General features: G+C 73.6%; 17 protein-coding genes and 1 pseudogene. 8 read left to right on the forward strand and 10 right to left on the reverse strand.

Translation table 11 applies throughout. The annotated features are described in order from the left end of the window. Positions 1–226: 226 nt before the first annotated feature. From IAG43_RS02870 to IAG43_RS02885, 4 genes are all read right to left on the reverse strand, one after another. A complete protein-coding gene (locus tag IAG43_RS02870; RefSeq protein WP_187739172.1) occupies positions 227–2,677 on the reverse strand; it encodes a beta-xylosidase/alpha-l-arabinosidase in 2,451 nt (816 codons plus the stop codon). A 65-nt stretch (positions 2,678–2,742) separates the two neighbouring features. Continuing rightward, the gene (locus tag IAG43_RS02875; RefSeq protein WP_187739173.1) at positions 2,743–3,603 is read right to left on the reverse strand and encodes a carbohydrate ABC transporter permease; all 861 of its coding nucleotides are present in this window, start codon (positions 3,601–3,603) and stop codon (positions 2,743–2,745) included. 5 nt (positions 3,604–3,608) lie between these two features. Continuing rightward, positions 3,609–4,574, reverse strand: a complete 966-nt coding sequence (locus IAG43_RS02880; RefSeq protein ID WP_187739174.1) for a carbohydrate ABC transporter permease — start codon at positions 4,572–4,574, stop codon at positions 3,609–3,611. 2 nt (positions 4,575–4,576) lie between these two features. After that, complete coding sequence (locus tag IAG43_RS02885) at positions 4,577–5,893, reverse strand: extracellular solute-binding protein (RefSeq protein ID WP_187739175.1); 1,317 nt, start codon at positions 5,891–5,893, stop codon at positions 4,577–4,579. A 148-nt stretch (positions 5,894–6,041) separates the two neighbouring features. Here IAG43_RS02885 and IAG43_RS02890 point away from each other — a divergent pair, with 148 nt between their 5' ends. The 6 genes and pseudogenes from IAG43_RS02890 to IAG43_RS02915 form a co-directional block, all read left to right on the forward strand. Continuing rightward, the gene (locus IAG43_RS02890) at positions 6,042–7,103 is read left to right on the forward strand and encodes a LacI family DNA-binding transcriptional regulator (protein WP_187739176.1); all 1,062 of its coding nucleotides are present in this window, start codon (positions 6,042–6,044) and stop codon (positions 7,101–7,103) included. A 363-nt stretch (positions 7,104–7,466) separates the two neighbouring features. After that, positions 7,467–8,531 carry a substrate-binding domain-containing protein gene (locus IAG43_RS02895; RefSeq protein WP_187744271.1) on the forward strand — a complete coding sequence of 355 codons (1,065 nt, stop codon included), beginning with the start codon at positions 7,467–7,469 and terminating at the stop codon, positions 8,529–8,531. A 223-nt stretch (positions 8,532–8,754) separates the two neighbouring features. Beyond that, positions 8,755–9,543, forward strand: coding sequence for an ATP-binding cassette domain-containing protein (locus IAG43_RS02900; RefSeq protein WP_187739177.1), 789 nt, complete (start codon positions 8,755–8,757; stop codon positions 9,541–9,543). Continuing rightward, complete coding sequence (locus IAG43_RS02905; RefSeq protein WP_187739178.1) at positions 9,540–10,841, forward strand: sugar ABC transporter permease; 1,302 nt, start codon at positions 9,540–9,542, stop codon at positions 10,839–10,841. Before IAG43_RS02900 ends, IAG43_RS02905 begins: the two co-directional genes overlap by 4 nt. A gap of 111 nt (positions 10,842–10,952) precedes the next feature. After that, on the forward strand, positions 10,953–12,233 hold the full coding sequence (locus IAG43_RS02910) for a Tm-1-like ATP-binding domain-containing protein (protein WP_187739179.1): 1,281 nt from the start codon (positions 10,953–10,955) through the stop codon (positions 12,231–12,233). Between the two features lie 90 nt (positions 12,234–12,323). After that, a pseudogene (locus IAG43_RS02915) lies at positions 12,324–12,404 on the forward strand (IS5/IS1182 family transposase); the annotation flags it as partial. 167 nt (positions 12,405–12,571) lie between these two features. Here IAG43_RS02915 and IAG43_RS02920 read toward each other — a convergent pair. The 3 genes from IAG43_RS02920 to IAG43_RS02930 form a co-directional block, all read right to left on the reverse strand. Further along, positions 12,572–13,048: a MarR family winged helix-turn-helix transcriptional regulator gene (locus IAG43_RS02920; RefSeq protein ID WP_187739180.1), complete on the reverse strand. Its 477-nt coding sequence runs from the start codon at positions 13,046–13,048 to the stop codon at positions 12,572–12,574. Positions 13,049–13,113: 65 nt separating this feature from the next. Then, complete coding sequence (locus IAG43_RS02925) at positions 13,114–14,061, reverse strand: S66 family peptidase (RefSeq protein ID WP_187744272.1); 948 nt, start codon at positions 14,059–14,061, stop codon at positions 13,114–13,116. A gap of 174 nt (positions 14,062–14,235) precedes the next feature. Further along, positions 14,236–16,647: a SpoIIE family protein phosphatase gene (locus tag IAG43_RS02930; protein ID WP_187739181.1), complete on the reverse strand. Its 2,412-nt coding sequence runs from the start codon at positions 16,645–16,647 to the stop codon at positions 14,236–14,238. A gap of 470 nt (positions 16,648–17,117) precedes the next feature. Between IAG43_RS02930 and IAG43_RS02935 the strand changes: the two genes are divergently transcribed. After that, the gene (locus tag IAG43_RS02935; protein ID WP_187739182.1) at positions 17,118–18,434 is read left to right on the forward strand and encodes a hypothetical protein; all 1,317 of its coding nucleotides are present in this window, start codon (positions 17,118–17,120) and stop codon (positions 18,432–18,434) included. 246 nt (positions 18,435–18,680) lie between these two features. After that, positions 18,681–18,863 (forward strand): hypothetical protein, encoded by a 183-nt coding sequence (locus IAG43_RS02940; protein ID WP_187739183.1) that lies wholly within the window; start codon positions 18,681–18,683, stop codon positions 18,861–18,863. A gap of 57 nt (positions 18,864–18,920) precedes the next feature. Here IAG43_RS02940 and IAG43_RS02945 read toward each other — a convergent pair whose 3' ends face one another. From IAG43_RS02945 to IAG43_RS02955, 3 genes are all read right to left on the reverse strand, one after another. Beyond that, positions 18,921–19,580: a maleylpyruvate isomerase N-terminal domain-containing protein gene (locus tag IAG43_RS02945; protein ID WP_187739184.1), complete on the reverse strand. Its 660-nt coding sequence runs from the start codon at positions 19,578–19,580 to the stop codon at positions 18,921–18,923. Positions 19,581–19,675: 95 nt separating this feature from the next. Beyond that, positions 19,676–20,794 carry a glycoside hydrolase family 12 protein gene (locus IAG43_RS02950; protein ID WP_187739185.1) on the reverse strand — a complete coding sequence of 373 codons (1,119 nt, stop codon included), beginning with the start codon at positions 20,792–20,794 and terminating at the stop codon, positions 19,676–19,678. Between the two features lie 187 nt (positions 20,795–20,981). Next, positions 20,982–21,455 (reverse strand): VOC family protein, encoded by a 474-nt coding sequence (locus tag IAG43_RS02955; RefSeq protein ID WP_187739186.1) that lies wholly within the window; start codon positions 21,453–21,455, stop codon positions 20,982–20,984. Between the last annotated feature and the right edge of the window lie 30 nt (positions 21,456–21,485).

The following is a 21,485-nucleotide window of genomic DNA, read 5'->3' on the forward strand; positions in this document are numbered from 1 at the left end:
CCCCGCGTCCCGCGCCCCTTTCGCCCCTTTGCGGCCGCGTCGCCGGGGCAGCTTCCGCCGGCGGCCGTCGCGCCCCGGCCGGTGGTGGACTGCGCGGGCGGCGCGCGGTCGCCCCGGTCGCGGTGAGCACGCCGGGGAGGCCACGTGCGGGCGCCGCCCAGGGGAGCGGACGGCTCCCCCGGGGCGACGCCCGCACGGCACGGCGTCCGGCGGCGGGGCCCGGGTGTCAGCCGGTGAGCGGGGTGACGTGCGCCGGGCAGTGCATCCGGCGCTCGTGGCCGACCCGGCGCTGCGGGCCGGTCAGCCGCAGCCGGACGCGGTGGCGGACGGCGTCGGCGGAGCTCGACGAGGCCGCCCGCAGCTCCAGGTCGCCCGGTTCCACGATCCTGCCGCCGTCCAGGCCGGTGAACGAGGCCAGGTCCGCGGCGAAGCGGAAGGTCACCCTGGCCGCCTCCCCCGCCGCGAGCGGCACCCGGGCGTAGCCCACGAGCCGTGCCTGCGGGCGGGTGGTCTGGGCGACCGGGTCGTGCAGGTAGAGCTGGACGACCTCGGCCCCGTCCCGTGCGCCGGTGTTGCGGACCACGACCTCGATGTCCGCCTCGCCGTCGGTGGCGATCTCCCCGGGCGCGGGCGCACCGGCCTCCCAGGCGAACGTCGTGTAGGACAGGCCGTGTCCGAAGGGGTAGAGGGGTGTCGGGTCGAGGTTGCTGACGCCGCCGGCGAGCCCGAGCGGCGGCTGGAGGTACGTCCACGGCTGGCCGCCGGGACCGCGGGGCACCGAGACCGGGAGCCGGCCGCTGGGGTTGACCCGTCCGGACAGCACTCCGGCGAGCGCGGGCCCGCCCTCCTCGCCGGGGAAGAACGCCTGGACCACGGCGGCCGGCCGGCCGGCCCAGCGGCCCAGGGCGTAGGGGCGGCCGGTGACCAGGACGACGACGACGGGCGTGCCGGTGGCCAGCAGGGCGTCCAGCAGCGCGCCCTGGACGCCGGGCAGGGACAGGTCGGCCGCGTCGCACCCCTCCCCCGAGGTGCCGCGTCCGAAAAGTCCGGCGCGGTCGCCGACGACGGCGACGCAGACGTCGGCGTCACGGGCGGCGGCCACCGCGTCGGCGATGCGCGAGGTGTCCGGTCCGTCCACGTCACAGCCCTCGGCGAACCGGACGTCGGCCGCCGGGAACTCCGCGGTGAGGGAGGCGAGGACGGTGGGGATGTCCACACCCACGGGGACCTCGGGGTGGGAGACGCCCACATGGCTGGGGAAGCTGTAGCAGCCGAGCATGGCGAGGGGGTCGTTCGCGCGGGGGCCGACCACGGCGATGCGGGCGGGCGCGTCCAGCGGGAGGACTCCGCCGTCGTCGGCGAGCAGGACGCAGGAGCGTTCGGCCAGCAGCCGGGCCGTCTCCCGGTTGGCCGGCGGGTCGAGGTCCACGGTGCCGCGCACCTGTTCGGGCACGCCGTCGCCCTCCGCGGCGGCGAGCGCGGGCGGCAGCGCGGACCAGCCGGGGTCCAGCAGGCCGAGTCCGCACTTCTGGAGCAGCACCCGCCGCAGCGCCCGGTCGACGAGCTCCTCGGGCACGGAGCCGTCGCGCACCGCGCCGACGAGCGCGTCGCCGTACGAGCGGACGGTGGGCAGTTCGACGTCGACTCCCGCGGTGAGCGCGACGCGGGCGGCGTCCGGGCGGTCGGCGGCGACCTTGTGGAGGGTCTCCAGGAAGCCGATACCGAAGTAGTCGGCGACGACGGTCCCGTCGAAGCCCCAGGCGTCCCGCAGCAGGCCGGTCAGCAGGCGGTGGTCGGCGGCGGCGGGGACCCCGTCGATCTCGGCGTAGGAGTGCATCACCGAACGGGCGCCGCCTTCGCGCAGGGCCATCTCGAACGGCGGGAGGATGACGTCGGCCATTTCGCGGGCGCCCGCCCGCACGGGGGCGAGGTTGCGGGCGCCGGCCGACGCGGAGTAGCCGGCGAAGTGCTTGAGGGTGGCGACGACTCCGGCCGCCTCCAGACCGCGGACGTAGGCACTGCCGATGGTGGCGACCAGGTAGGGGTCCTCGCCGATGGTCTCCTCCACCCGTCCCCAGCGCAGGTCCCGGACGACGTCGAGGACGGGGGCGAGGCCCTGGTGGACGCCGACGGACCGGAGGTCGCGGCCGATGCGGCCGGCCATCTCGGTGACGAGTTCGGTGTCGAAGGCGGCGCCCCAGGCCAGGGGTACGGGGTAGGCGGTGGCGCCCCAGGCGGTGAAGCCGGCGAGGCATTCCTCGTGGGCGAGCGCGGGAATGCCGAAGCGGTTCGCCTCGGCGATCCGCCGTTGCGCGCGGGCGAGGGCGAGGGCCCCGGTCGCCGGGTCCACGGGCGCGGTTCCGAAGGGCCGGGTCAGCTGTCCGAGGCCGCGGGTGATCAGGCTCTCCCAGTCGACGGGGTCCACCATGTCGTTCTGGTGGGGGGCGACGCCGTCGCCGTCGGTGTCGGCGCCCACCCACACCCCGTAGAGCTGGGCGGTCTTCTCCTCGAGCGTCATCCGTCCGATGAGGTCGCCGACCCGCTCCTCGGGGGCGAGCGCGGTGTCGCGCCAGGGAGCGCCGGTGCGGTCCGGGGCGCTGTCCGTGCCGCGCGGGGCGGCGGCGGCCGGGGGCGCGCCGGACGCGGGCGGCGCGTCCGGGGCAGGGGGGATTGCCATCGGGCAGGTGTTCCTCTCGTCGTTGCGGACCGGTACGGGCGGGCGGCCGGAGCGGTGGGGCTCCGTCACTTGCCGCCGACGCCCATCAGTCCGTTGGTCAGGGCGCGCCGGGCGAAGAGGTAGACCGTGAAGACCGGGACCACGGAGAGCACGACGGCGGCCAGCAGCGCGGGCACGTTCAGCCCGAACTGCCCCATGAAGGTGAAGAGTCCGAGGGTCAGCACACGCTGCTCCTCGGACTGGGTGAGGATGAGGGGGAAGAGGAAGCCGTTCCACGCCTGGAGCGCGGAGAAGATCCCCACGGTGCTGATGCCCGCCCGGCTCATCGGCACGGTCAGCTGCCACAGCATCCGCAGCGGACGGGCCCCGTCGAGGGCCATCGCCTCGTACAGCTCCTCGGAGATGTCGCGCATGGCCGAGGTGAGGACCAGCACGGCGACGGGCATCGCGAAGGCGGCGGTGGGCAGGATGACCGCGAGCAGGGTGTCGTACATGCCCATCTTCGCGATGAGCAGGTACAGCGGCACGACCACGGCCTGCGCCGGAATGGCCACGCCGAGCAGGAAGGTCCGGAAGACCGCCATGGAGGCGGCGCTGCGGGTGCGCACGGCGACGTAGGCGACCGGGACGGAGAGGACCAGGACCAGGGCGACGGTCGCGACGGCGACCACGGCGGTGTTCCCCATCAGGGTGAGGAAGCCGCTGTCGAGGACGAAGCCGTAGTTGTCGAGCGTGGGATCGGCGGGCGGTGCGAGCGGGTTGCCGGAGAGCGCCTGGTCCTGCCGGGTCAGCGAGGACGAGATCAAGGTGTACAGCGGCAGCAGCACGACGACGAGCCAGACGAGGGCGCCGGCTCCGGCGAGCGGGTTCCCGAGGCGGCGGGGGCGGCGGGCGGCGGGGCGGGCCGCGGTAGGGTGCGCGGACATCGCGGTCACATCCCTTCCCTGGTCGAGCGCATCGCGCCGAATCCGCTGAACCTGACCATCAGCAGGGACAGTCCGGTCGCGACGACGACGAGCGCGGTGGCGACGGCGCTGGCGTAGCCGAGGTCGTAGCTCTGGAAGCCGGCCCGGTACATCAGGTAGGGCACGATGGTGGTGTCGGTGCCCGGACCGCCCTTGGTCATGATCAGCACGGTGTCGAAGTAGGTCAGCGAGCCGACGACCATGAGCACCGACGACGTGGTGATGGTGTTCCGCAGCTGCGGCAGGGTGATCGAGAAGAACTGCCGGACCGGTCCCGCGCCGTCGATGGCGGCGGCCTGGTAGAGCACCTGCGGGATCTGCCGCATGCCGCCCTGGTAGATCAGGGTGTGGAACGGCATGAACTGCCAGCCGCCGACGAAGGCGATGGTGAGCAGCGCCCCGGTGGACGAGCCGAGGATGTTCGGGTCGATGCCGAACCAGGGGCCGATCTCCTTGACGACGCCGAAGTTGGGGTCGAGCAGGGCGTGGAAGAGCACGGAGATCGCCGTGGTGGAGAGCAGCAGCGGCAGGAAGAAGACTGCCGACAGCACGGCCCTGTTGCGCTGGCGGCCGGCCGCCCAGACGCCCAGCAGCAGGGCGACGGGCGTCTGGAAGAGCCAGCTGATCACGGTGAGCAGTGCGCTGAGCCTGGCGGCCTGGAGGAACTCGGGGTCCCCGAAGAGCCGGGTCCAGTTGTCGAACCCGACGGGTGTGGGCGAGGTCAGTCCGTCCCAGGAGGTGAAGGACAGGTAGACGGCGAGGCCCATCGGCACGACGGCGAACAGGGCGAAGAAGACGAGACCGGGCAGGGCCCAGGCGGCGGAGGGGCGGCCGGGGGCCCGGCGGCGGCCGGCCGCCGGGCGGCGGCGGGGCCGAGGGCCCGCCGCCGCGCCGGTCCGCTGCTTCTCGAGCGGTGTGGTGACGGTGGTCATGGTTACGTGAGCGCCTTGAGGGCTTCGGTGAACTGCTCGGGCGACGACGTGCCGGCGAAGAGCTTGTTGATCTCCGTCAGCATCGGGGTGGCCTTGTCGGCTTCGAGGGCCTGGTCCCAGGAGAGGGTGAAGTCGGGGGCCTGCTGGACCATCCGGTACTGGAACTCGGCGAAGGCGGGGTTGGGCGAGGAGGCCAGGGTGTCCCCGGCGTCCGCGGTCGTGGGGATGTCTCCGTTGTCGACGAGCGCCTTGGTGTACTCCGGCGACGCCATCTGCTTGAGGAACGCGACGGCGGCGTCCTTGTGCTTGGTCCTGGCGTTGACGGACCAGTAGTTGGTGGGGTTGCCGACCACGTTGCCGGCGTCGCCCCTGCCGCCGGGCACGGTGGGGAAGGCGGTCCAGCCGAGGTCGTTCTTCGCGAACTCGGGGGCCTTGCCGAGCTGGGTCGAGTACTCCCAGGAGCCCATCAGGTGCATGGCGGCCCTGCCCTGGGCGAAGAGCGCCGGGGCGCCGCCGTTGGCGTAGGAGACCGAGGTGAAGTTCCTGCCGAACGCCCCGTCGTCGATCAGCTGCTTCACCATCGTGGCGGCCTCCAGGACGGCCGGGTCGCCCCAGGCGGAGGAGTCGCCGTTCTGGATCCGGCGGAAGACGTCTGCGCCGCCGACGCGGTCGAGCAGGTACTCCAGCCACATCAGCTGCGTCCAGGCGTCGGTGCCGCCGAGCGCGAAGGGGGTGATCTCCTTCTCCTTGAAGGCCGTGACGGCCTTCGTCAGGTCCTCCCAGGTCTTCGGCGGCTGGAGCCCGTGCTCGGCGAAGAGGGTCTTGTTGTAGAAGAGCATGACCGGCTGCATGCCGCGCATCGGGACGCCGTAGATCTTGCCGTCCAGGCTGCCGGCGGTGACGACCGGGGAGAGGAAGCCGTCCTTCAGGACGGGGTCGCTCTCGAAGGCGGACGTCAGATCGACGAGCTGGCCGGCGTCGACGTAGGGCTTGATGGAGCCGCCGCCCCAGTTGAAGAAGATGTCGGGGGCGTTCGGCGAGCCCATGGCGGTGCGCAGCTTGTTGACGTACTCGGCGCCGGGCACGGAGACGAGTTCGACCTTGACGTCGGACGTCTTGTTGAACGTGTCGACCGCGGCCTGCTGGACCTTCACGGCGTCGTCGCCGTAGACGTAGGCGGTGAGGGTGCCGCTCCCTCCCGCCGAGTCCCCGCCGCTGCCGGAACCGCAGCCCGCGAGGACGGCCGTCATGGCCGCGGCGGCGATCGCCGCGGTCCATCGCACCGCTCGCGACCTGCCGCGCACTCTCTCCGACCTCATACCGCACCTCTCCGAAACTTTCGAGTTGCCCGTCGAATGTTGCCGGAACCGTACGAGCGGGTTTCGGGCCCGTCAAGGGGTGGGGCGGAGGCTCCACGATCGAAAGTCGGACCTTGCACGGAAGGGGCGGCAGGCTACGATGCGCGGCATGAGACCCGCCAACGCCCACTCCCGGCCTGACCAGCAGCCGGAGCCCGAAGGGCCTGCCGCGGGCGGCGCAACGCTCGCCGCCATCGCCCGTGCGGCCGGGGTGTCCGCCCCGACAGTTTCGAAGGTCCTGAACGGCCGTGCGGACGTCGCCCCGGCCACCCGCACCCGGGTGGAGGCCCTGCTGCGGCAGCACGGCTACCGCCGGCGCCGCAGCCCCGCACAGCAGTCGCGGATGATCGATCTCGTCTTCCACGAGCTGGAGAGCTCCTGGGCGATGGAGGTCATCAGGGGCGTGGAGAACGTCGCCCGCGAGGAGGGCCTGAGCCTGGTGCTCTCCGAGAGCGCGGGCCGGCTGATGCCGGGGCAGACCTGGGTGGACGGCGTCCTGGCCCGGCGTCCGGCCGGGGTGATCCTGGTGCTCTCCGATCTCGACGCGGCCCAGCGCGCCCAGCTGACCAGTCGCAACATCCCGTTCGTCGTGGTCGATCCGGCCGGCGACCCCGGTGACGACCTGCCGTCGGTGGGCACCACGAACTGGCAGGGCGGGCTGGCGGCGACCCGGCATCTGCTGGAGCTCGGCCACACCCGCATCGGCGTGATCGGCGGACCGGCCCGGATGATGTGCAGCCGGGCGCGGATAGACGGCTACCGCTCGGCGCTGGAGGCGGCGGGCGTACCCGTGGACCCGGAGCTGGTGCGCGAGGGCGACTTCCACCACGAGGCGGGACACGCGGCGGGCATGGAGCTGCTGCGCCTGCCCGACCGGCCCACGGCGGTCTTCACCGGCAACGACCTCCAGGCCCTGGGGCTCTACGAGGCCGCCCGTGAACTGGGGCTGCGCATCCCGGAGGACCTGAGCGTGGTCGGCTTCGACGACCTGCCGCTCGCACGGTGGGTCGGCCCGCCGCTGACCACCGTCCGCCAGCCGCTGACCGAGATGGCGGAGGCGGCCGCCCGGCTGGTGCTCGACCTGGGGCGCGGCCGCCGCCCGGCGGCCACCCGGGTGGACCTCGCCACCACGCTGGTGGTGCGCAACAGCACCGCCGCCCGCCAGGGCTGACCGACGCCGCCGGAGGGGCGGCCGGGACCGTCACCGGTCCCGGCCGCCCCTCCGGCGTGTCCGGCCGCCCGGCGTGCGGCGCCTGGCGACCCGCCCCAAGATCCCTACTGACTTCAAGAGTTGAAGCATTTCCTTCCCCCGGATGCGCATCCGAGGAGGTCCCGGGTGCCCCGATCGACGGCACGCGTGCCACTACTGAAGGAACGCGGGCTTTTCCATCTCGTTAACAATTCACTTCTTGACGTCGCACCGAGGGCCGAGTTGACTTCCCCTACCTCGGCCGCCGAGTCGGCCATGTCAGGGAGGGTCCCCATCGTGAACGCACCTCTGCGTCGTGCCGCCGTCGCGGCCGCCGCCACGGCCATGGCCGTCTCGCTCGCCGCGTGCGGCAGCGCCAAGGAGTCCGGCGACAGCGCCGGCAAGCCCGCGGAGAAGAAGGGCAACGACATCACCGTCGGCCTGCTCCTCCCGGAGAACCAGACGGCCCGGTACGAGAAGTTCGACAAGCCGCTGATCGAGGCGGAGATCAACAGCCTCACCCAGGGCAGGGCGAAGGTCGTCTACGCCAACGCCAAGCAGGACGCCAGCCTGCAGACGCAGCAGGTCGACACCATGATCACCAACAAGGTCGACGTGCTGATCGTGGACGCGGTCGACTCCAAGGCGATCGCCGGCGGTGTGAAGAAGGCCAAGGACGCCGGCATCCCCGTCGTCGCCTACGACCGTCTCGCCGAGGGCCCGATCGACGCCTACACCTCCTTCGACAACGAAGAGGTCGGCCACGTCCAGGGCAAGGCCCTCCTCGAGGCGCTGGGCGACAAGGCCGAGGGCGGCCAGATCGTGATGATGAACGGCGCGATCACCGACCCGAACGCCGCGCTGTTCAAGAAGGGCGCGCACGCCGAGCTCGACGGCAAGGTCACCGTCGGCAAGGAGTACGACACCAAGGAGTGGAAGCCGGAGAACGCCAACGCCAACATGGAGGCGGCGATCTCGGCTCTCGGCAAGGACAAGATCGTCGGCGTCTACTCCGCCAACGACGGCATGGCCGGCGGCATCATCACCGCCCTGAAGGCCGCCGGCATCAGCCCCCTCCCGCCGGTCACCGGCCAGGACGCGGAGCTCGCCGGAGTGCAGCGCATCGTCGCGGGCGAGCAGTTCATGAGCGTCTACAAGCCGTACGAGCCCGAGGCCGAGGCCGCCGCCAAGATGGCCGTCGCCCTCGCCCAGGGACGCTCACTGGCCGCGCTCGCCGACTCCAAGGTCGACAGCGCGACGACCAAGGGCATCCCCACCTACCTGGTGCCCGTGGTCTCGCTGACCGAGGACAACATCAAGGACACCGTCGTCAAGGACGGGGTGTACACGATCCAGGAGATCTGCACCCCGAAGTTCAAGGCGGCGTGCGACCGGCTGGGCCTCAAGTAGCCCGGCGGGGGCCGGGGCCGAAGGGCTCCGGTTCCGTGCGGGGCGGGTGTCGTCCCGCGGAAGCCTTCCGGTGTCCCGTCTTCGTTCTTCAGTCCCCGCTGCGGGGGCGGGGTGCCGGGGGGAAACTCGCGTGTGGTGTCGCCACGCGTCATGTACTGCTCAGCCACCGTGCCGCCCCAGTCAGTGGGGGTGCGGGATCTCCGCCGGTCAGGCGGTCAAGGAGATGGTTCACGTGTCCGCTACGCCCGTGTTGGCGTTGCGCGGGGTCTCGAAGCGGTTCGGTGCCGTGCAGGCGCTCACCGATGTCGAGCTCGAGGTCCACGCCGGTGAGGTGGTCGCCCTGGTGGGCGACAACGGTGCCGGAAAGTCCACGCTGGTCAAGACGATCGCCGGGGTGCACCCGATCGACGAGGGCGCGATCGAGTGGGAGGGCCGCACGGTGGCCATCACCCGCCCGCACGACGCCCAGAGCCTGGGGATCGCGACGGTCTACCAGGACCTCGCCCTGTGCGACAACATCGATGTCGTCGGCAACCTCTACCTCGGCCGGGAGCTGCGCAAGCGCGGTGTGCTGGACGAGGTGGAGATGGAGCGGCGTGCGCTGGAGCTGCTGAAGACGCTGTCGATCCGGATTCCGAGTGTGCGGATCCCGATCGCGTCGCTGTCGGGCGGTCAGCGTCAGACGGTGGCGATCGCCCGGTCGATGCTGGGTGAGCCGAAGCTGGTGATCCTGGACGAGCCGACCGCGGCGCTGGGCGTGGAGCAGACCGCGCAGGTGCTGGATCTGGTGGAGCGGCTGCGCGAGCGCGGTCACGCGGTGATCCTGATCAGTCACAACATGGCTGATGTGAAGGCCGTGGCGGACAAGGTCGCGGTGCTGCGGCTGGGCCGCAACAACGGGGTGTTCGATGTGAAGTCGACCTCGCAGGAAGAGATCATCTCCGCCATCACCGGGGCCACGGACAACGCCGTGACCCGCCGTGCGGCGCGCAACGCGGAGGTCCAGAAGTGACCAGCCTCGACAAGTCCACCGACACCGCCGCCGCGGGCGGGCCCGTGGTCGGCAACCCGGAGGCGGCGCACGACGCGGTCACCGCGGTCGATCCCCGTCTGCTGGTGCGCGAGCAGGGCCTGAAGGGCTACTGGTCGGAGTTCCGGCGCAAGATGCACGCCGGTGACCTCGGCTCGATCCCGGTCGTCATCGGCCTGATCGTGATCGCGGTCATCTTCCAGAGCATGAACGGGCAGTTCCTGTCCGCGGAGAACCTGTCCAACATCGCCGTCACCATGGTCGCCACCGGCATGATGGCCGTCGGCATCATCTTCGTCCTGCTGCTGGGCGAGATCGACCTGTCGGTGGGCTCCGTGTCCGGCGTCTCCGGCGCCATCGTCGCCGTCCTGTCGGTCACCCACGGCATGAACGAATGGCTCGCCGTCCTCGTCGCCCTCGTGAGCGGCGCCGCGATCGGCGCCCTGCACGGCTTCTTCTTCGCCAAGATCGGCGCCCCCGCCTTCGCCGTCACCCTCGCCGGCCTGCTGTTCTGGCTCGGCTTCATGCTCCAGCTCCTGGGCGAGAACGGCACCATCAACCTCGACGGCGAAGGCGTCGTCGGACAGCTCACCACCTACTACTTCACCGACGTCGCCGCCGCCTACGCCCTCGCCGCCCTCGCCGTCGCCGGCTTCTTCCTCTCCTCCTACCTCGACAACCGCCGCCGCGCAGCAGCCGGCGTCCCCTCCCGCCCCCTGTCCGACATCGTGCTGCGCACCGTCGTCCTCGCGGTGATCGCGTTCGCCGCAGCCGTCATGTTCAACCAGTACAAGGGCCTGCCGCTGGCCCTGGTGCTGTTCCTCGCCGTGCTCGTGATCACCGACTTCACGCTGCGCCGCACCGCCTACGGCCGCAAGATCTTCGCCCTCGGCGGCAGTGTCGAGGCCTCCCGCCGCGCCGGTATCAACGTCACCGCCGTCCGCGTCTCCGTCTTCGCCCTCGCCGGACTCTTCGCCGCCGTCGGCGGACTGTTCTGGGCCTCCAAGATCGCCGCCGCCAACCAGAGCGCCGGCGCCGGCGACCTCCTCATGAACGTCATCGCCGCCGCCGTCATCGGCGGCACCAGCCTCTTCGGCGGCCGCGGACGCACCTGGAACGCCCTCCTGGGCGTCATGGTCATCGTCTCCATCCAGTACGGCCTCGCCCTCGAAGGCATCGCCACCCCCATCCAGTACATGATCACCGGCGGCGTCCTCCTCGCCACCGTCGTCATCGACTCCATCACCCGCAAGACCCAGAAGACCGCAGGCCGCGCCTGACCACCGGTCCCCAGCACGACGGAGGGGTCCCGCCCACGGGGGGCGGGACCCCTCCGTCGTATGCCCCAGGCACTCTTGCCGCGTGGCCGAATGTCGCGAACAGTACGGTCCATGGCGACAGTTGTGCTGGTGGGAACGCTGGACACCAAGGGTGCGGAGTACGGCTGGCTGCGCGAACGGCTCCTCGCGCTGGGGGTCGACGTGATCGTCGTCGACACCGGCGCCCTCGGCACACCGCGCACCGCCGCCGACGTGACCGGCGAGGAGGTCGCCCGCGCGGCGGGGGCGGACGCAGAGGCGCTGCGCGCGGCCGGGGACCGCGGGGCCGCCGTCACCGCCATGGCGCACGGCGCCGCGGAGGTCGTCTCCCGTCTCCACTCCCAGGGCAGGCTCCACTGCGTGCTCGCGATCGGCGGCAGCGGCGGCACGTCGATCGCCACCCGGGCGATGCGCGCGCTGCCGCTCGGGGTGCCCAAGCTGATGGTGTCGTCCATGGCCTCCGGCGACGTGGCCCGGTACGTCGGATCGACCGACATCACGCTGATGTACAGCGTCGTCGACATCGCCGGGGTCAACCCGGTGCTGGCGCCGGTGCTCGCCAACGCGGCGGACGCGGCCGCCGGGATGGCGAAGGGCTTCGCCGCCTCGCCCCGCGCGCTGCGCCCGGAGACCCTGGCGGCCGCCGGGCGGCCGCTGGTGGCCGCCAGCATGGCGGGGGTGACCACCCCCGGTGTGGACGCGGCCCGCGCCCGGCTCGCCGAACTCGGCTACGAGGTGCTGGTCTTCCACGTCAGCGGCACCGGCGGCCGGACGCTGGAGTCCCTCGCCGGACAGGGTGTCTTCGCCGGGGTGCTCGACCTCACGCTCAGCGAACTCGCCGACGACCTGGTCGGCGGCATCCTGACGGCCGGACCGGACCGGCTGACCGCCGCCGGGCTGGCCGGAGTGCCGCAGGTGGTCAGCCTCGGGGCGCTGGACATGGTGAAGTTCGGCCCGCCGGAGACGGTCCCCGCCGCCCTGCGCGACCGCAACCCGCTGGTGCACAACCCCTCGATCACGGTCGTCCGCACGACGTCCGGCGAGTGCGGGGAACTGGGCCGGCGCATAGCGGCGAAACTGCGCGCGGCCCGGGGCCCGGTGGAGGTGTGCGTACCGCTGCGCGGGCTGTCGACCCTGGGCGCGCCGGGCGGCCCCTACCACGACCCGGCCGTGGACGGGGCGCTGTTCACGGCGTTACGGGCGGGGCTCGCGGGCAGCGCGGTGCGCGTCGTGGACCACGACACCCACATCAACACCGAGGAGTTCGGCCGTTCCGCCGCCGACCGGCTGCACCAGCTGATCCCCGCGGCACGCCGCCCGGGGGCGGCGGCATCGGACGGGCCGCCCGCGTGAGCCGGCGCCCGGGGGCGCCGAGGGGTGTGACGTGACACTGCCCGGGCCGCGGGGACTCCGCGGCCCTCCTGGACAGCCCCGTTCAGCGGGCTGCGCCCACGTCGGTTCGGCAAGCCGGCCACCGCCCTGCGCAGCGAGGGTGCGGACCCGGTCCGCCAGGGGCGGCCCTGGGAGCCTGCCCCTGGTACGCCGGAGCCGGTGGGCAGGCGGCACAGGCGCTCGGTGCGGGGGCGGCGGTAAGCCGGTGTTCGCCGCGGTCCGAGACGGGGCGGACGGCGGCCGGTCCCGGCGCCGGGCGGGCGCCGCGGCTCCACCGGGCCTTCGGCCCCGCTGCCGCGTCAGCCGGCCGGCCGGGCGGCCGGGCCCTCCGCCGGTACGGCCAGCAGGGCCGTCAGATCGCGCACGAATGCCGCGGTGCGCTCGCTGTCCGTGCCGCCGAGCGGGGCGAGCTGGGCGTCGATCAGCCCGTGGACGACGCCGACGGCCCGGCCGGTGACCTCCCGCCCCCGTGCGGTGAGCGCCAGCCGCACCGCACGGCTGTCGACGGCGTCCCGGGTGCGCTCCACCATCCCGGCGGTCTCCAGGGAACGGGCCAGCTTGGAGACGTAGAGCGCCTCCAGTCCGGTGTGGTCGGCGAGTTCGCGCTGACTCGGCCGGATCCCGGACCGGTCGAGCCCCCGCAGGGTCGCCACGACCGAGTACTGCGCGTGGGTGAGCCCGAGCGGCGCCAGCGCCCGGTCGACGGCCACCCGCCACTTCATCGAGAGCCGCCACACCAGGAAGCCCGGCGTCGCTCCCGCGGTCTCATCGCTCATGCCCGGCACCGTACATGGCTGCGGTCGCCCCTCCCCGGGCGGCCCCGCCGCGTGCCGGGCGGCCGTCAGTCCAGCGTCTGCGTCAGCTCGGCGCGCTCCGGCGTGAGCACCACCCGCCCGCGGGCTCCGTTCACCAGGGGCAGGTACGGCGGGACGTGACCGCACTCGACGTCCGCGACGGTCGGGACGCCGAGGGAGCCCAGCGCGTCCAGCACCGCCTCGTGCTGGGTGAGCGACGGGGCGTCGGCGCCGGGCGACCGGGCCACGAGAACGGCGTTCGCGTGGTCGAAGCAGCCGGCCAGCCGCATTCCGTGGAGATTGCGGCAGATCTCCAGGGCGTCGTCGCCTCCCGCCTCCACGTAGACGAGGAGCCCCTGCGGCGCCTCGGCGCGCGCGAAGGCGGAGACGTCGAGGTACGGCGAGCCCGTGAGGTTGCTCAGGGTCTCGATGCAGCCGCCGATCAGGCGTCCCTCGGCTTCCACGTCCCCGTCGCCGTCCAGCCGTGTCCACCGGCCGGGGGTGTCGAGACCGAGGTCGCGTACGCCCGGGTCGCCGGCCCAGTCGTCATGGCCCGCGGCACGGTGACGGCCCGGCGGGATCTGGGTGAAGCGGTGCCCGCGCGGGGCCGCCGCGATGTCCAGCCAGGACAGCAGCCCCGCGGGCGGCCGGTAGGGGGTGTCCAGCAGGTTGTTGCCGTGCAGCGTCGCCGTGCCGGTGAGCAGGGTCAGCGGCGTCATGAGCGTCGACATGTCCGAGTACCCGACGAGCCACGTCGGCTCGGCCTCCCGCAGCGCGTCCCAGTCGAGCAGCGGCAGCAGATCGATCGCCGTCTCCCCGCCCCACGGCGGCACCACGGCCCTGATGCCGGGATCCGTCAGCATCGCCGTCAGTTCACGGGCCCGGTCGGCGGCCGGGGCGCTGATGTGGCCGGAGCCGTCCATGCAGTCGCCGGTCACGACCTCGTATCCGCGTGCCCCGACCGCGGAGACCGCCACGGCGAGGCGCGCGCGCAGTTCCTCGGGGACTCCGCTCGACGGCGAGGTGAGCCGACACGGTCGCCGGGGCGCAGGGGCCGGGGGAAGCGAAGGGTCATGCGGGGGATCCTGGCAGCCGGCCGCAACCGGCTCCACCGGTTTTCCGGACGCCGGACGGCGACCGGCGACCGGCGTCCGGCAGTCCGCCCCGGGTCAGGCGTCGGCCGGCGGGAGTTGCTGCTCGGTCCAGATCGTCTTGCCGTGGGCGGTGTACCTGCTGCCCCAGCGGTGGGTGAGCTGCGCGATCAGGAACAGTCCGCGGCCGCCCTCGTCGGTGAGCCGGGCGCGGCGCAGATGGGGCTGGGTCTGGCTGGGGTCGGAGACCTCCACGACGAGGCGCCGGTCGCGGATGAGCCGCACGCCGACGGGGCCGCCGGCGTAGCGGATGGCGTTGGTGACGAGTTCGCTGACGATCAGTTCGGTGGTGAACGCCAGTGCCTCCAGTCCCCAGGCGGCGAGGCGGTCGGCGACCTGCGCACGGGCCTCGGCCACCACCTTGCCGTCGGCGGGGAACTCCCACGAGGCGACGGACTCCGGCGGTGTCACGGCGAGCCGGGCGAGCAGCAGGGCGGCGTCGTCGTCCGGCGGGTCGGCGAGGAAGGGGACGAGGACGGTGCGGCCGATCTCCGCCACGGGACGGGACCCGTCCGCCGACGCCCGGCGCAGGTGCTCCGCCACCCGCACGGTGCCGTCCGTCTCCCGCGCCGAGAGCGATCCGGCGGTGAAGGCGAGCAGATCGCCCTGGCCCAGGGCGAGTTCGACGGGTTCGAAGGGAGCGCCGCCGAGCCCGAGCGCCGGTCCCGCGGGCACGTCCACGGAATCCGTCCCCCCGGATGCGCCGGCGAGCAGCGGCGGCGCGTGACCGGCGCTGGCGACCAGGCAGTGGGCGGTGACGGGGTCGTAGACCGCGTACAGGCAGGTGGCTCCGCGGACCGATCCCTCCGAGTCGCCGGGCGGTTCGTCCTCGGCGAGGCGTACGACGAGGTCGTCGAGGTGGGTCAGCAGTTCGTCGGGCGGCGGGTCGAGGTCCGACAGGGTGCGGACGGCGGTGCGCAGGCTGCCCATGGCGGCGGCCGCGCCGAGCCCGTGCCCGCGGACCGTGCCCACCACGAACGCCACGCGCGCCGACGACAGGGTGATGACGTCGAACCAGCTGCCTCCGGTGCCGGCGACCGTCCGGCCGGGCACGTAGATGCCGGCGGTCTCGGCCGCGGTGAGCTTGAGCACGGGCCGGGGCAGCAGGCTCCGCTGGAGGGATTCGGCGGTACGGCGTTCGCGGGTGTAGCGGCGGGCGTTGTCGATGGCGAGGCCCGCGCGGGAGGCGATGTCCTCGGCGACGGAGGCGTCGAGGGCGTCGAAGGGCGCCCGGTCGCCGGCGCGCCAGAGTCCGACGGCGCCGAGCACCTGGCCGCGGGCCTGGAGGGGCACCACCATCAGTGAGGCGGCCCGGTCGGCGAGGAGCAGCCGCACCCGGTCGGGGTCGTCCGCGATCCTGGGCCGGAGGGTGTCGAGATCGGCGACGATCACGGCGGATCCGAGGCGGAGCCGCTCGCTCTCGTAGCCCCGGACCCGCAGGATCTCGCCCTGCTGGTAGAGCTCGGCCGGCCAGACGCCGTCGGAGGCGGCCGCCGCCACCCGCCGCAGCGGCGCCCCGGGGGCGAACTCGCCCGGCTCCTCCCCCACCAGCACGGTCTCGGTGATGTCCACGGACGCGAGGTCGGCGAAGGCCGGCACCAGGAGGTCGGCGAGCACCTGGGCGTTGCGGCCGGTCTCCAGTGAACGGCCCAGCGCGGAGGCGGCGGTGGCGACGAGGGCGGAGCGGCGCTGTGCGCGTTCTTCCTCGGTGACGTCGGTGAAGGTGACGGCGACACCGTGGACGGCGCCCGCCTCGCCGGTGAGGCGCAGTGCCGACAGGGAGATGGTGCGGTCGCTGTGCGGCGCCTGGACCAGCCGGGCGGGGGTGACGAAGTCGACGAGCGGGACTCCCGTGCCGGCCACCCGGCGGAGCTGGGTCTCGATGACGGCGGCGTCGTGCGGGACCAGGAGTTCGTGGAGGCGGCGCCCGATGGCGCTGCCGTCGCCGCCGGCGTCGACCAGCCGCTGGAGGTCCTCGGGCAGGGGGTTGATGCGCAGCACCCGCAGTTCCTCGTCGTGGATGGCGAGGCCGATGCCGGACTGGGAGGTCAGCGCCCGCATCAGGGCCTCGTCCTGTTCGCGGCGGGCGACGGTGCCGGCGGGCACGAGGCGCAGCAGTCCGCGGGCGTCTCCCCGGCCCTCGACGGGCAGCAGCGCGCACAGGACGCTCTCCTGACGGCCCTTGAGCACGGCGTTCTCCGAGACGGGGCAGGTCTCGGGCTCCCGGGTCCGCAGCCGCGGCCAGACGGCCGGATCGTCGAAGAGTTCTCCGGCCGTGCGGCCGGTGAGTGCCGACGCGGGTTCGCCGATCAGGGCGGCGGCGGCCGCGGTGCAGGACAGGACGGTGTCGTCGGCGCCGACCACGAGCAGGGCGCAGCCCTCCGCCTGCCCGGTGGCCGCCGGCAGGATGTCGTCGCCGCCTGTGCTCACTGCGGTCCTCTCGTCGGCATCCCGCCCGGGTCGCCCCGACCGGGACGAGCGTCGTGGGCGGGTCCGGCGAGGGGCGGCCTGGCGGTGTCTTCCACGGGGCACTCCCCTGACCTGGCGGTCCGCGATCGGTGCGTTCACTGCGCTCGGCCCCCGAGCCTTCATTGAACTCCGGCCCGTCCGGCACCGCCCGTCGGGCGCGCGGCGCCGGGGCGCGGTGCGGGCGGCGGATCGTCCCGGCGCCGAGTCTGCGGCGCCGGGACACGAGGGCGCGCGGCGGGCTGCGGCGGGGGCGGGGCGCGGCCCCTCGGGGCCCGGACCGCGGCCCGTCGCTCCGACGGCCCAGCGGCCGGGTTCCCGGATGGCGCAACGCACCGAACTGGGCGGTAGTGGGAGACAGCGCGCCCAAAACGGCGCTGCGCGAATCGAATGCTGCGGACCTGCACAGAAGGTCCGCGAACGGAGTCCGCACCATGACATCCGACCCCTACACCACGAACCCGGCCGACCACGACGACGCCCGGGGGCCGTCCGGCACAGCGCCGGCGGCGGAACCCCCGTTCGCCTCCGGCGCCTTCCTCGCCCTGCCGCCCGCGTCCCCCGCCGGCACCGCGACCGCGGTGGCCGTCACAGAGAAGCCCGACGACCCGGAGAGGGCGGCGCTCCGTTCCGGGCGTACCGGGGGCAGAGACCACGGCGCCGGGACGCCGGCCGAGCCGGGTGGGCGGGTTCCGGAGACGGATGCGGCACCGTCCGGCGCCTCTCCGGCAGCCGGCGGCGGTGCCCACGACGGTGACGCGCCCGGCCACGCCGCCCACGACCGTGACGCGGACGACGGCGACGCCCACGACCGTGACGCGGACGACGGCGAACCCGTGCACACCCTCCTGCGGACGGCCGCGACCGAGCGTCCCCTGGAGGAGGTCGCCGCGCTGGTGACCCGGCTGCAGGAGTCGGGCGAGGTGTCCCGTCCCGCCGACGTGGCCCTGCGCGCCGCCGCGGTCGCCCGTCCGCTGGACGAGGTCCGCCGGCTGATGGCGCTGCTCAAGGAGTCGGGCCACGACCTCGACCAGGCGGACACCACGCTGCGGGCGGCCGCCGTCGGGCGCCCCGTCGACGACGTCGTCGAGCTCGTCTCCATCCTGGGCGCGGACAGCAGCGACTGGCGGTCCCCCGGCGGGACCGGCGGGACCGGCGGCACCGACGGCACCGACGGCGCCCACCGGGAGGCGGTGGCCGAGGCGGTGGCCGAGGCGGCCGCCGAGGAGGAGACGGGAAGCGGCGCGACGGGCGGCCGGCGGAGCCGGCAGAAGCGCCCGGGGAAGGCCGCGGCGTGGCGCTCCTCCACGCTGGACAGCGCGCTCGCGGCCGGTCCGGCCGGTCACAGCGTGTCGCCCGCGCTGCGGTCGGTGCTGCGCTGGCCCGCCGCTCTCGCCCTGTTCGCCTGCGGGGTGATCCACGTCCCCACCGATCTGGCCGGCCTGCGCTCCGGCGGCTACGCGGAGACCCTGTCGGTCGCCGTCACGCTGCTGTGCCTGGTGGGCGGCGTCTGGCTGGCGCTCCGGGACACGCTGGTGATGTGGGCGGCGGCCGCGGGCCTCGCGGTCGGCATCATCGCCCTGCACGCGCTCGCCGGCGCGGGGACCGCGGATCTGCTGAACAGCAGCCTCGGTGACTCGTTCACCTGGGCCAAGGCGCTGGCCGTGGTCAGCGCGGCGGCCGCGGCCGGACTGGCGGGGACGGTGCTGGTGCGGCGTACCAGCCGGGCGGGCGCGGCCAAGGGGGCCTGACCCCGCAGCGCCCGCCACGGTGCCCGGGACGGCCGTCGGCCGTCCCGGGCACCGGCGTGTCCGCCCCGTCCGCCCCGTCCGCCCGGTCCCGCGGAGCGAGGCGGGAACCGATCACCGGAAGGCCGAATTCCGGTCGTCTGCGCAGGTCGGGCCGGGTCTCCCGGAAGGGTTCCGGACGGCTCGTGTTGTTCCACGGCAGCTGGGTACGTGTCGGGCACAGCACGAACGTACTGAGGAGGTCCCTCCATGGAGCAAGGCAGCAACCGGGTGAGCCGCCGCAAGGACGACGAGATGAAGCACGAGGTCGCGGGCTACCTGCGGGCCCGGCAGCAGCACACCCGCATGGACATGGCCGGCGACCCCGAGCCCGGCGCCGACGACGCGGCGCCCGGGAGCCCGGGCGTTCCGCGCTCCCGGCCCGACGCCTGACCGGCCCGCCGCCCGACCGACGGGCAGCTGTCCGGCCCCGCGCCGCTGCCGCGGAGCTCAGGCCCTCGGTTCGCCGTACCAGCGCCACGCCGTGCGGTGCGGCACGCCGGGCAGTCCGCCCCGTCCCGTGGCCCAGAGCAGTACGGGCCACGGGTCCCCGTCGGCCGTCACGTCCGGGAAGAGCCTGCGCAGCACCCGGGCGCAGAGCCCGCCGGGCGGCGTCCACACCAGACCGAGGCCCTGGGCCACGTCGTGGCTGTGGACCAGGGTCTCGACGACGCCCATGGCGGCGAACCCCTCCGGGTCCGAGGCGCCGAAGACGTGGTGGCCGCGGACTTCGGGCGGGGTGGTGCGCACCATCGCGGCGAGCATCGCGCCGCAGCTCTCCACCACCTGGGCGAGCCCCTCCGCCCCGGCGCCGGCGTCGGCGAACACGGTGTTCGCGGGGCCGCCCGGCCGGCGGCTGCCGTAGTGGAAGGGGACTTCGCGGTCGGCCGGCCCGCGGCGCAGGCCGAGCTGGGCGGCGTACGCGAAGAGGTCGTCGGCCAGATGCTCGACCGTCTCCCGGCAGTCCCAGGTGAGGGCGCCCGCAGGGCTGTCCCAGGGGGCGTCGGCGGGGGCGGAGCGGATCAGGTCCGCGCAGAGGAGCACGGCGCGGTCCACGTCCGCGGCGGTGACGGGATCCGGCGGCGCGGCCGGGAGGGAGTGGGACGGCATCACGGGACCCTACCGCGCGCCGGCGGCGAGCCGGGGCGGGGGCCGGTGCGGTTCCCCGCACCGGCCCCCGCCCGTGGCGTCGTCCTGCCGGTGCGTCAGAGGACGGAGCAGGTCGTTCCGTTGAGCGTGAAGGCCGACGGTTCGGCGAACGCGCCGGTGTAGGCCCCCTGGAACCCGAAGGACTGTGTGGCCCCCGCTTGGATTCGCCTGTTGAAGTTGACGTTACGTGCCGTGACCGCTCCGGCCGAGGGGGTGAGTGCGGCGTTCCAGGCGCTGGTGACCGACTGGCCCGAGGGCAGGGTGAAGCCGAGGTTCCAGCCGTCGACCGGGGCGGTGCCGCTGTTGCGCACGGTCACCTCGGCGGTGAAGCCGCCCTGCCAGACGTTGGGGGTGTAGGTCACGGCGCAGGCCCCCGCCCCGGCGGGCGGCTCCTCCCCGCCCCCGCCGCCGTCGCCGTCCTCGACCGACGTGGAGAACGAGTGGACGGCGAGACCGGCGCCGCCCTGCCAGGGCTCGAAGCCGGCCTGGATGCTGGTCAGGTACCAGGCCGGGGCCGCCATGCCGCGGGCCACGGTCTGGTCGACGAAGTCCATCACGTCGAAGGACCAGCTCGGCAGGGCCGAGGGGGCGACGAAGGAGATGACGTCGTTGCCCCCGTTGTTGCCGGTCCACACCTCCCAGGTGCGGCCGCCGACGGTCGCGGTGTCCGTCCGCGAGCCGATGGGCTGGATCGGGCCGACGCGGTTGAACCAGATCATGATCTCGGTGCGGTTGACGCCGTCCTTCTTGGGCTGGGGGTCGAGCCAGATGTCGAAGGAGGCGTTGTAGACGGCGTTCTGGACGAATCCGTACGAGATGCTGGTGGGCACGGATCCGATGGTCGACAGCTGCTTGGGCAGCCGGGTGCCGGGCGAGCAGTTGGTGTAGTGGCAGCCGTCGAAGAGGGACGGGTAGGACTTGGGCGCCCCGTTGGTGGGGACCGAGCCGTCGGCGCGGGTCACCGTGAATCCGGTGTCCGTGGCGTTGACGCACTGGGTCTCGCCGGTGCCCCAGCGGTTGTTCTGGACGACGTAGCGGTTCTGGACGACGGTGCTGCCGTACTGTTCGCAGATCTGCACGTCTGCCTGTGCGGGCAGAGCCGCTGTCAGCAGGGCGGCGAGGGTGCCCAGCGTCAGCAGGACGGCCGTCCCGGCGGCTCGCAGTCGGTGCTTCATGGTGTCCCTTCAGCAGTGGGGGTATGCCTTGGGAGCGCTCCCATTCCGCTGACGGACTGTAGGAGTGAATCGACTCTCTGACAAGACACGGCGCATCGATTGGTGCGTGCGTTCAACCCTTGTCGGCACGGCGGGGTGCGCGCCCCGCGCCGTGCGCACCCCGCGGAACACCCGGTGGCGTGCGGTGTCAGGCGCCGTCCGCGGCAGCCCGCAGCGCGGCGACGTCGAGCTTGTGCATCCCGAGCATCGCCTTCATCGCCCGCTGGGCCCGCTCGGGGTCCGGGTCCTCCAGGAGCTCGCCCAGCACGGCGGGCACCACCTGCCAGGAGAGGCCGTAGCGGTCCTTGAGCCAGCCGCACGGCCCCTCCTGGCCGCCCTCGCCCAGCCGGGACCAGTAGTGGTCGACCTCCTCCTGGCCGGCGCAGTCGACGAGCAGGGAGACGGCCTCGGTGAAGGGGAACTGCGGGCCGCCGTTGATGGCGGTGAACGGATTCCCGTCGAGCACGAAGTCGACGGTCAGCACGGTGCCCGCGGGACGCGGGCCGGCGTCGCCGTAGTAGGACACGTGCGTGATCCGGGAGTCGGGGAAGACCGACACGTAGAACTCGGCCGCCTCCTTCCCCTCGGTGTCGAACCACAGGTTGGGGGTGATGCGCGGCATGTCTGCTCCAGGGCTCTCGTTCCGGCGCGC

Source organism: Streptomyces genisteinicus, assembly GCF_014489615.1.
In the GTDB taxonomy this organism is placed as follows: domain Bacteria; phylum Actinomycetota; class Actinomycetes; order Streptomycetales; family Streptomycetaceae; genus Streptomyces; species Streptomyces genisteinicus.

Excerpts from the sequence above, each read along its gene's own strand:
- IAG43_RS02885 (WP_187739175.1), bottom strand. The coding sequence starts at position 5,893 with ATGAGGTCGGAGAGAGTGCGCGGCAGGTCGCGAGCGGTGCGATGGACC.
- IAG43_RS02945 (WP_187739184.1), bottom strand. The coding sequence starts at position 19,580 with ATGCCGTCCCACTCCCTCCCGGCCGCGCCGCCGGATCCCGTCACCGCC.
- IAG43_RS02895 (WP_187744271.1), top strand. The coding sequence starts at position 7,467 with ATGGCCGTCTCGCTCGCCGCGTGCGGCAGCGCCAAGGAGTCCGGCGAC.
- IAG43_RS02900 (WP_187739177.1), top strand. The coding sequence starts at position 8,755 with ATGGTTCACGTGTCCGCTACGCCCGTGTTGGCGTTGCGCGGGGTCTCG.
- IAG43_RS02870 (WP_187739172.1), bottom strand. The coding sequence starts at position 2,677 with ATGGCAATCCCCCCTGCCCCGGACGCGCCGCCCGCGTCCGGCGCGCCC.
- IAG43_RS02935 (WP_187739182.1), top strand. The coding sequence starts at position 17,118 with ATGACATCCGACCCCTACACCACGAACCCGGCCGACCACGACGACGCC.
- IAG43_RS02875 (WP_187739173.1), bottom strand. The coding sequence starts at position 3,603 with ATGTCCGCGCACCCTACCGCGGCCCGCCCCGCCGCCCGCCGCCCCCGC.
- IAG43_RS02880 (WP_187739174.1), bottom strand. The coding sequence starts at position 4,574 with ATGACCACCGTCACCACACCGCTCGAGAAGCAGCGGACCGGCGCGGCG.
- IAG43_RS02920 (WP_187739180.1), bottom strand. The coding sequence starts at position 13,048 with ATGAGCGATGAGACCGCGGGAGCGACGCCGGGCTTCCTGGTGTGGCGG.
- IAG43_RS02950 (WP_187739185.1), bottom strand. The coding sequence starts at position 20,794 with ATGAAGCACCGACTGCGAGCCGCCGGGACGGCCGTCCTGCTGACGCTG.
- IAG43_RS02890 (WP_187739176.1), top strand. The coding sequence starts at position 6,042 with ATGAGACCCGCCAACGCCCACTCCCGGCCTGACCAGCAGCCGGAGCCC.
- IAG43_RS02955 (WP_187739186.1), bottom strand. The coding sequence starts at position 21,455 with ATGCCGCGCATCACCCCCAACCTGTGGTTCGACACCGAGGGGAAGGAG.
- IAG43_RS02910 (WP_187739179.1), top strand. The coding sequence starts at position 10,953 with ATGGCGACAGTTGTGCTGGTGGGAACGCTGGACACCAAGGGTGCGGAG.
- IAG43_RS02940 (WP_187739183.1), top strand. The coding sequence starts at position 18,681 with ATGGAGCAAGGCAGCAACCGGGTGAGCCGCCGCAAGGACGACGAGATG.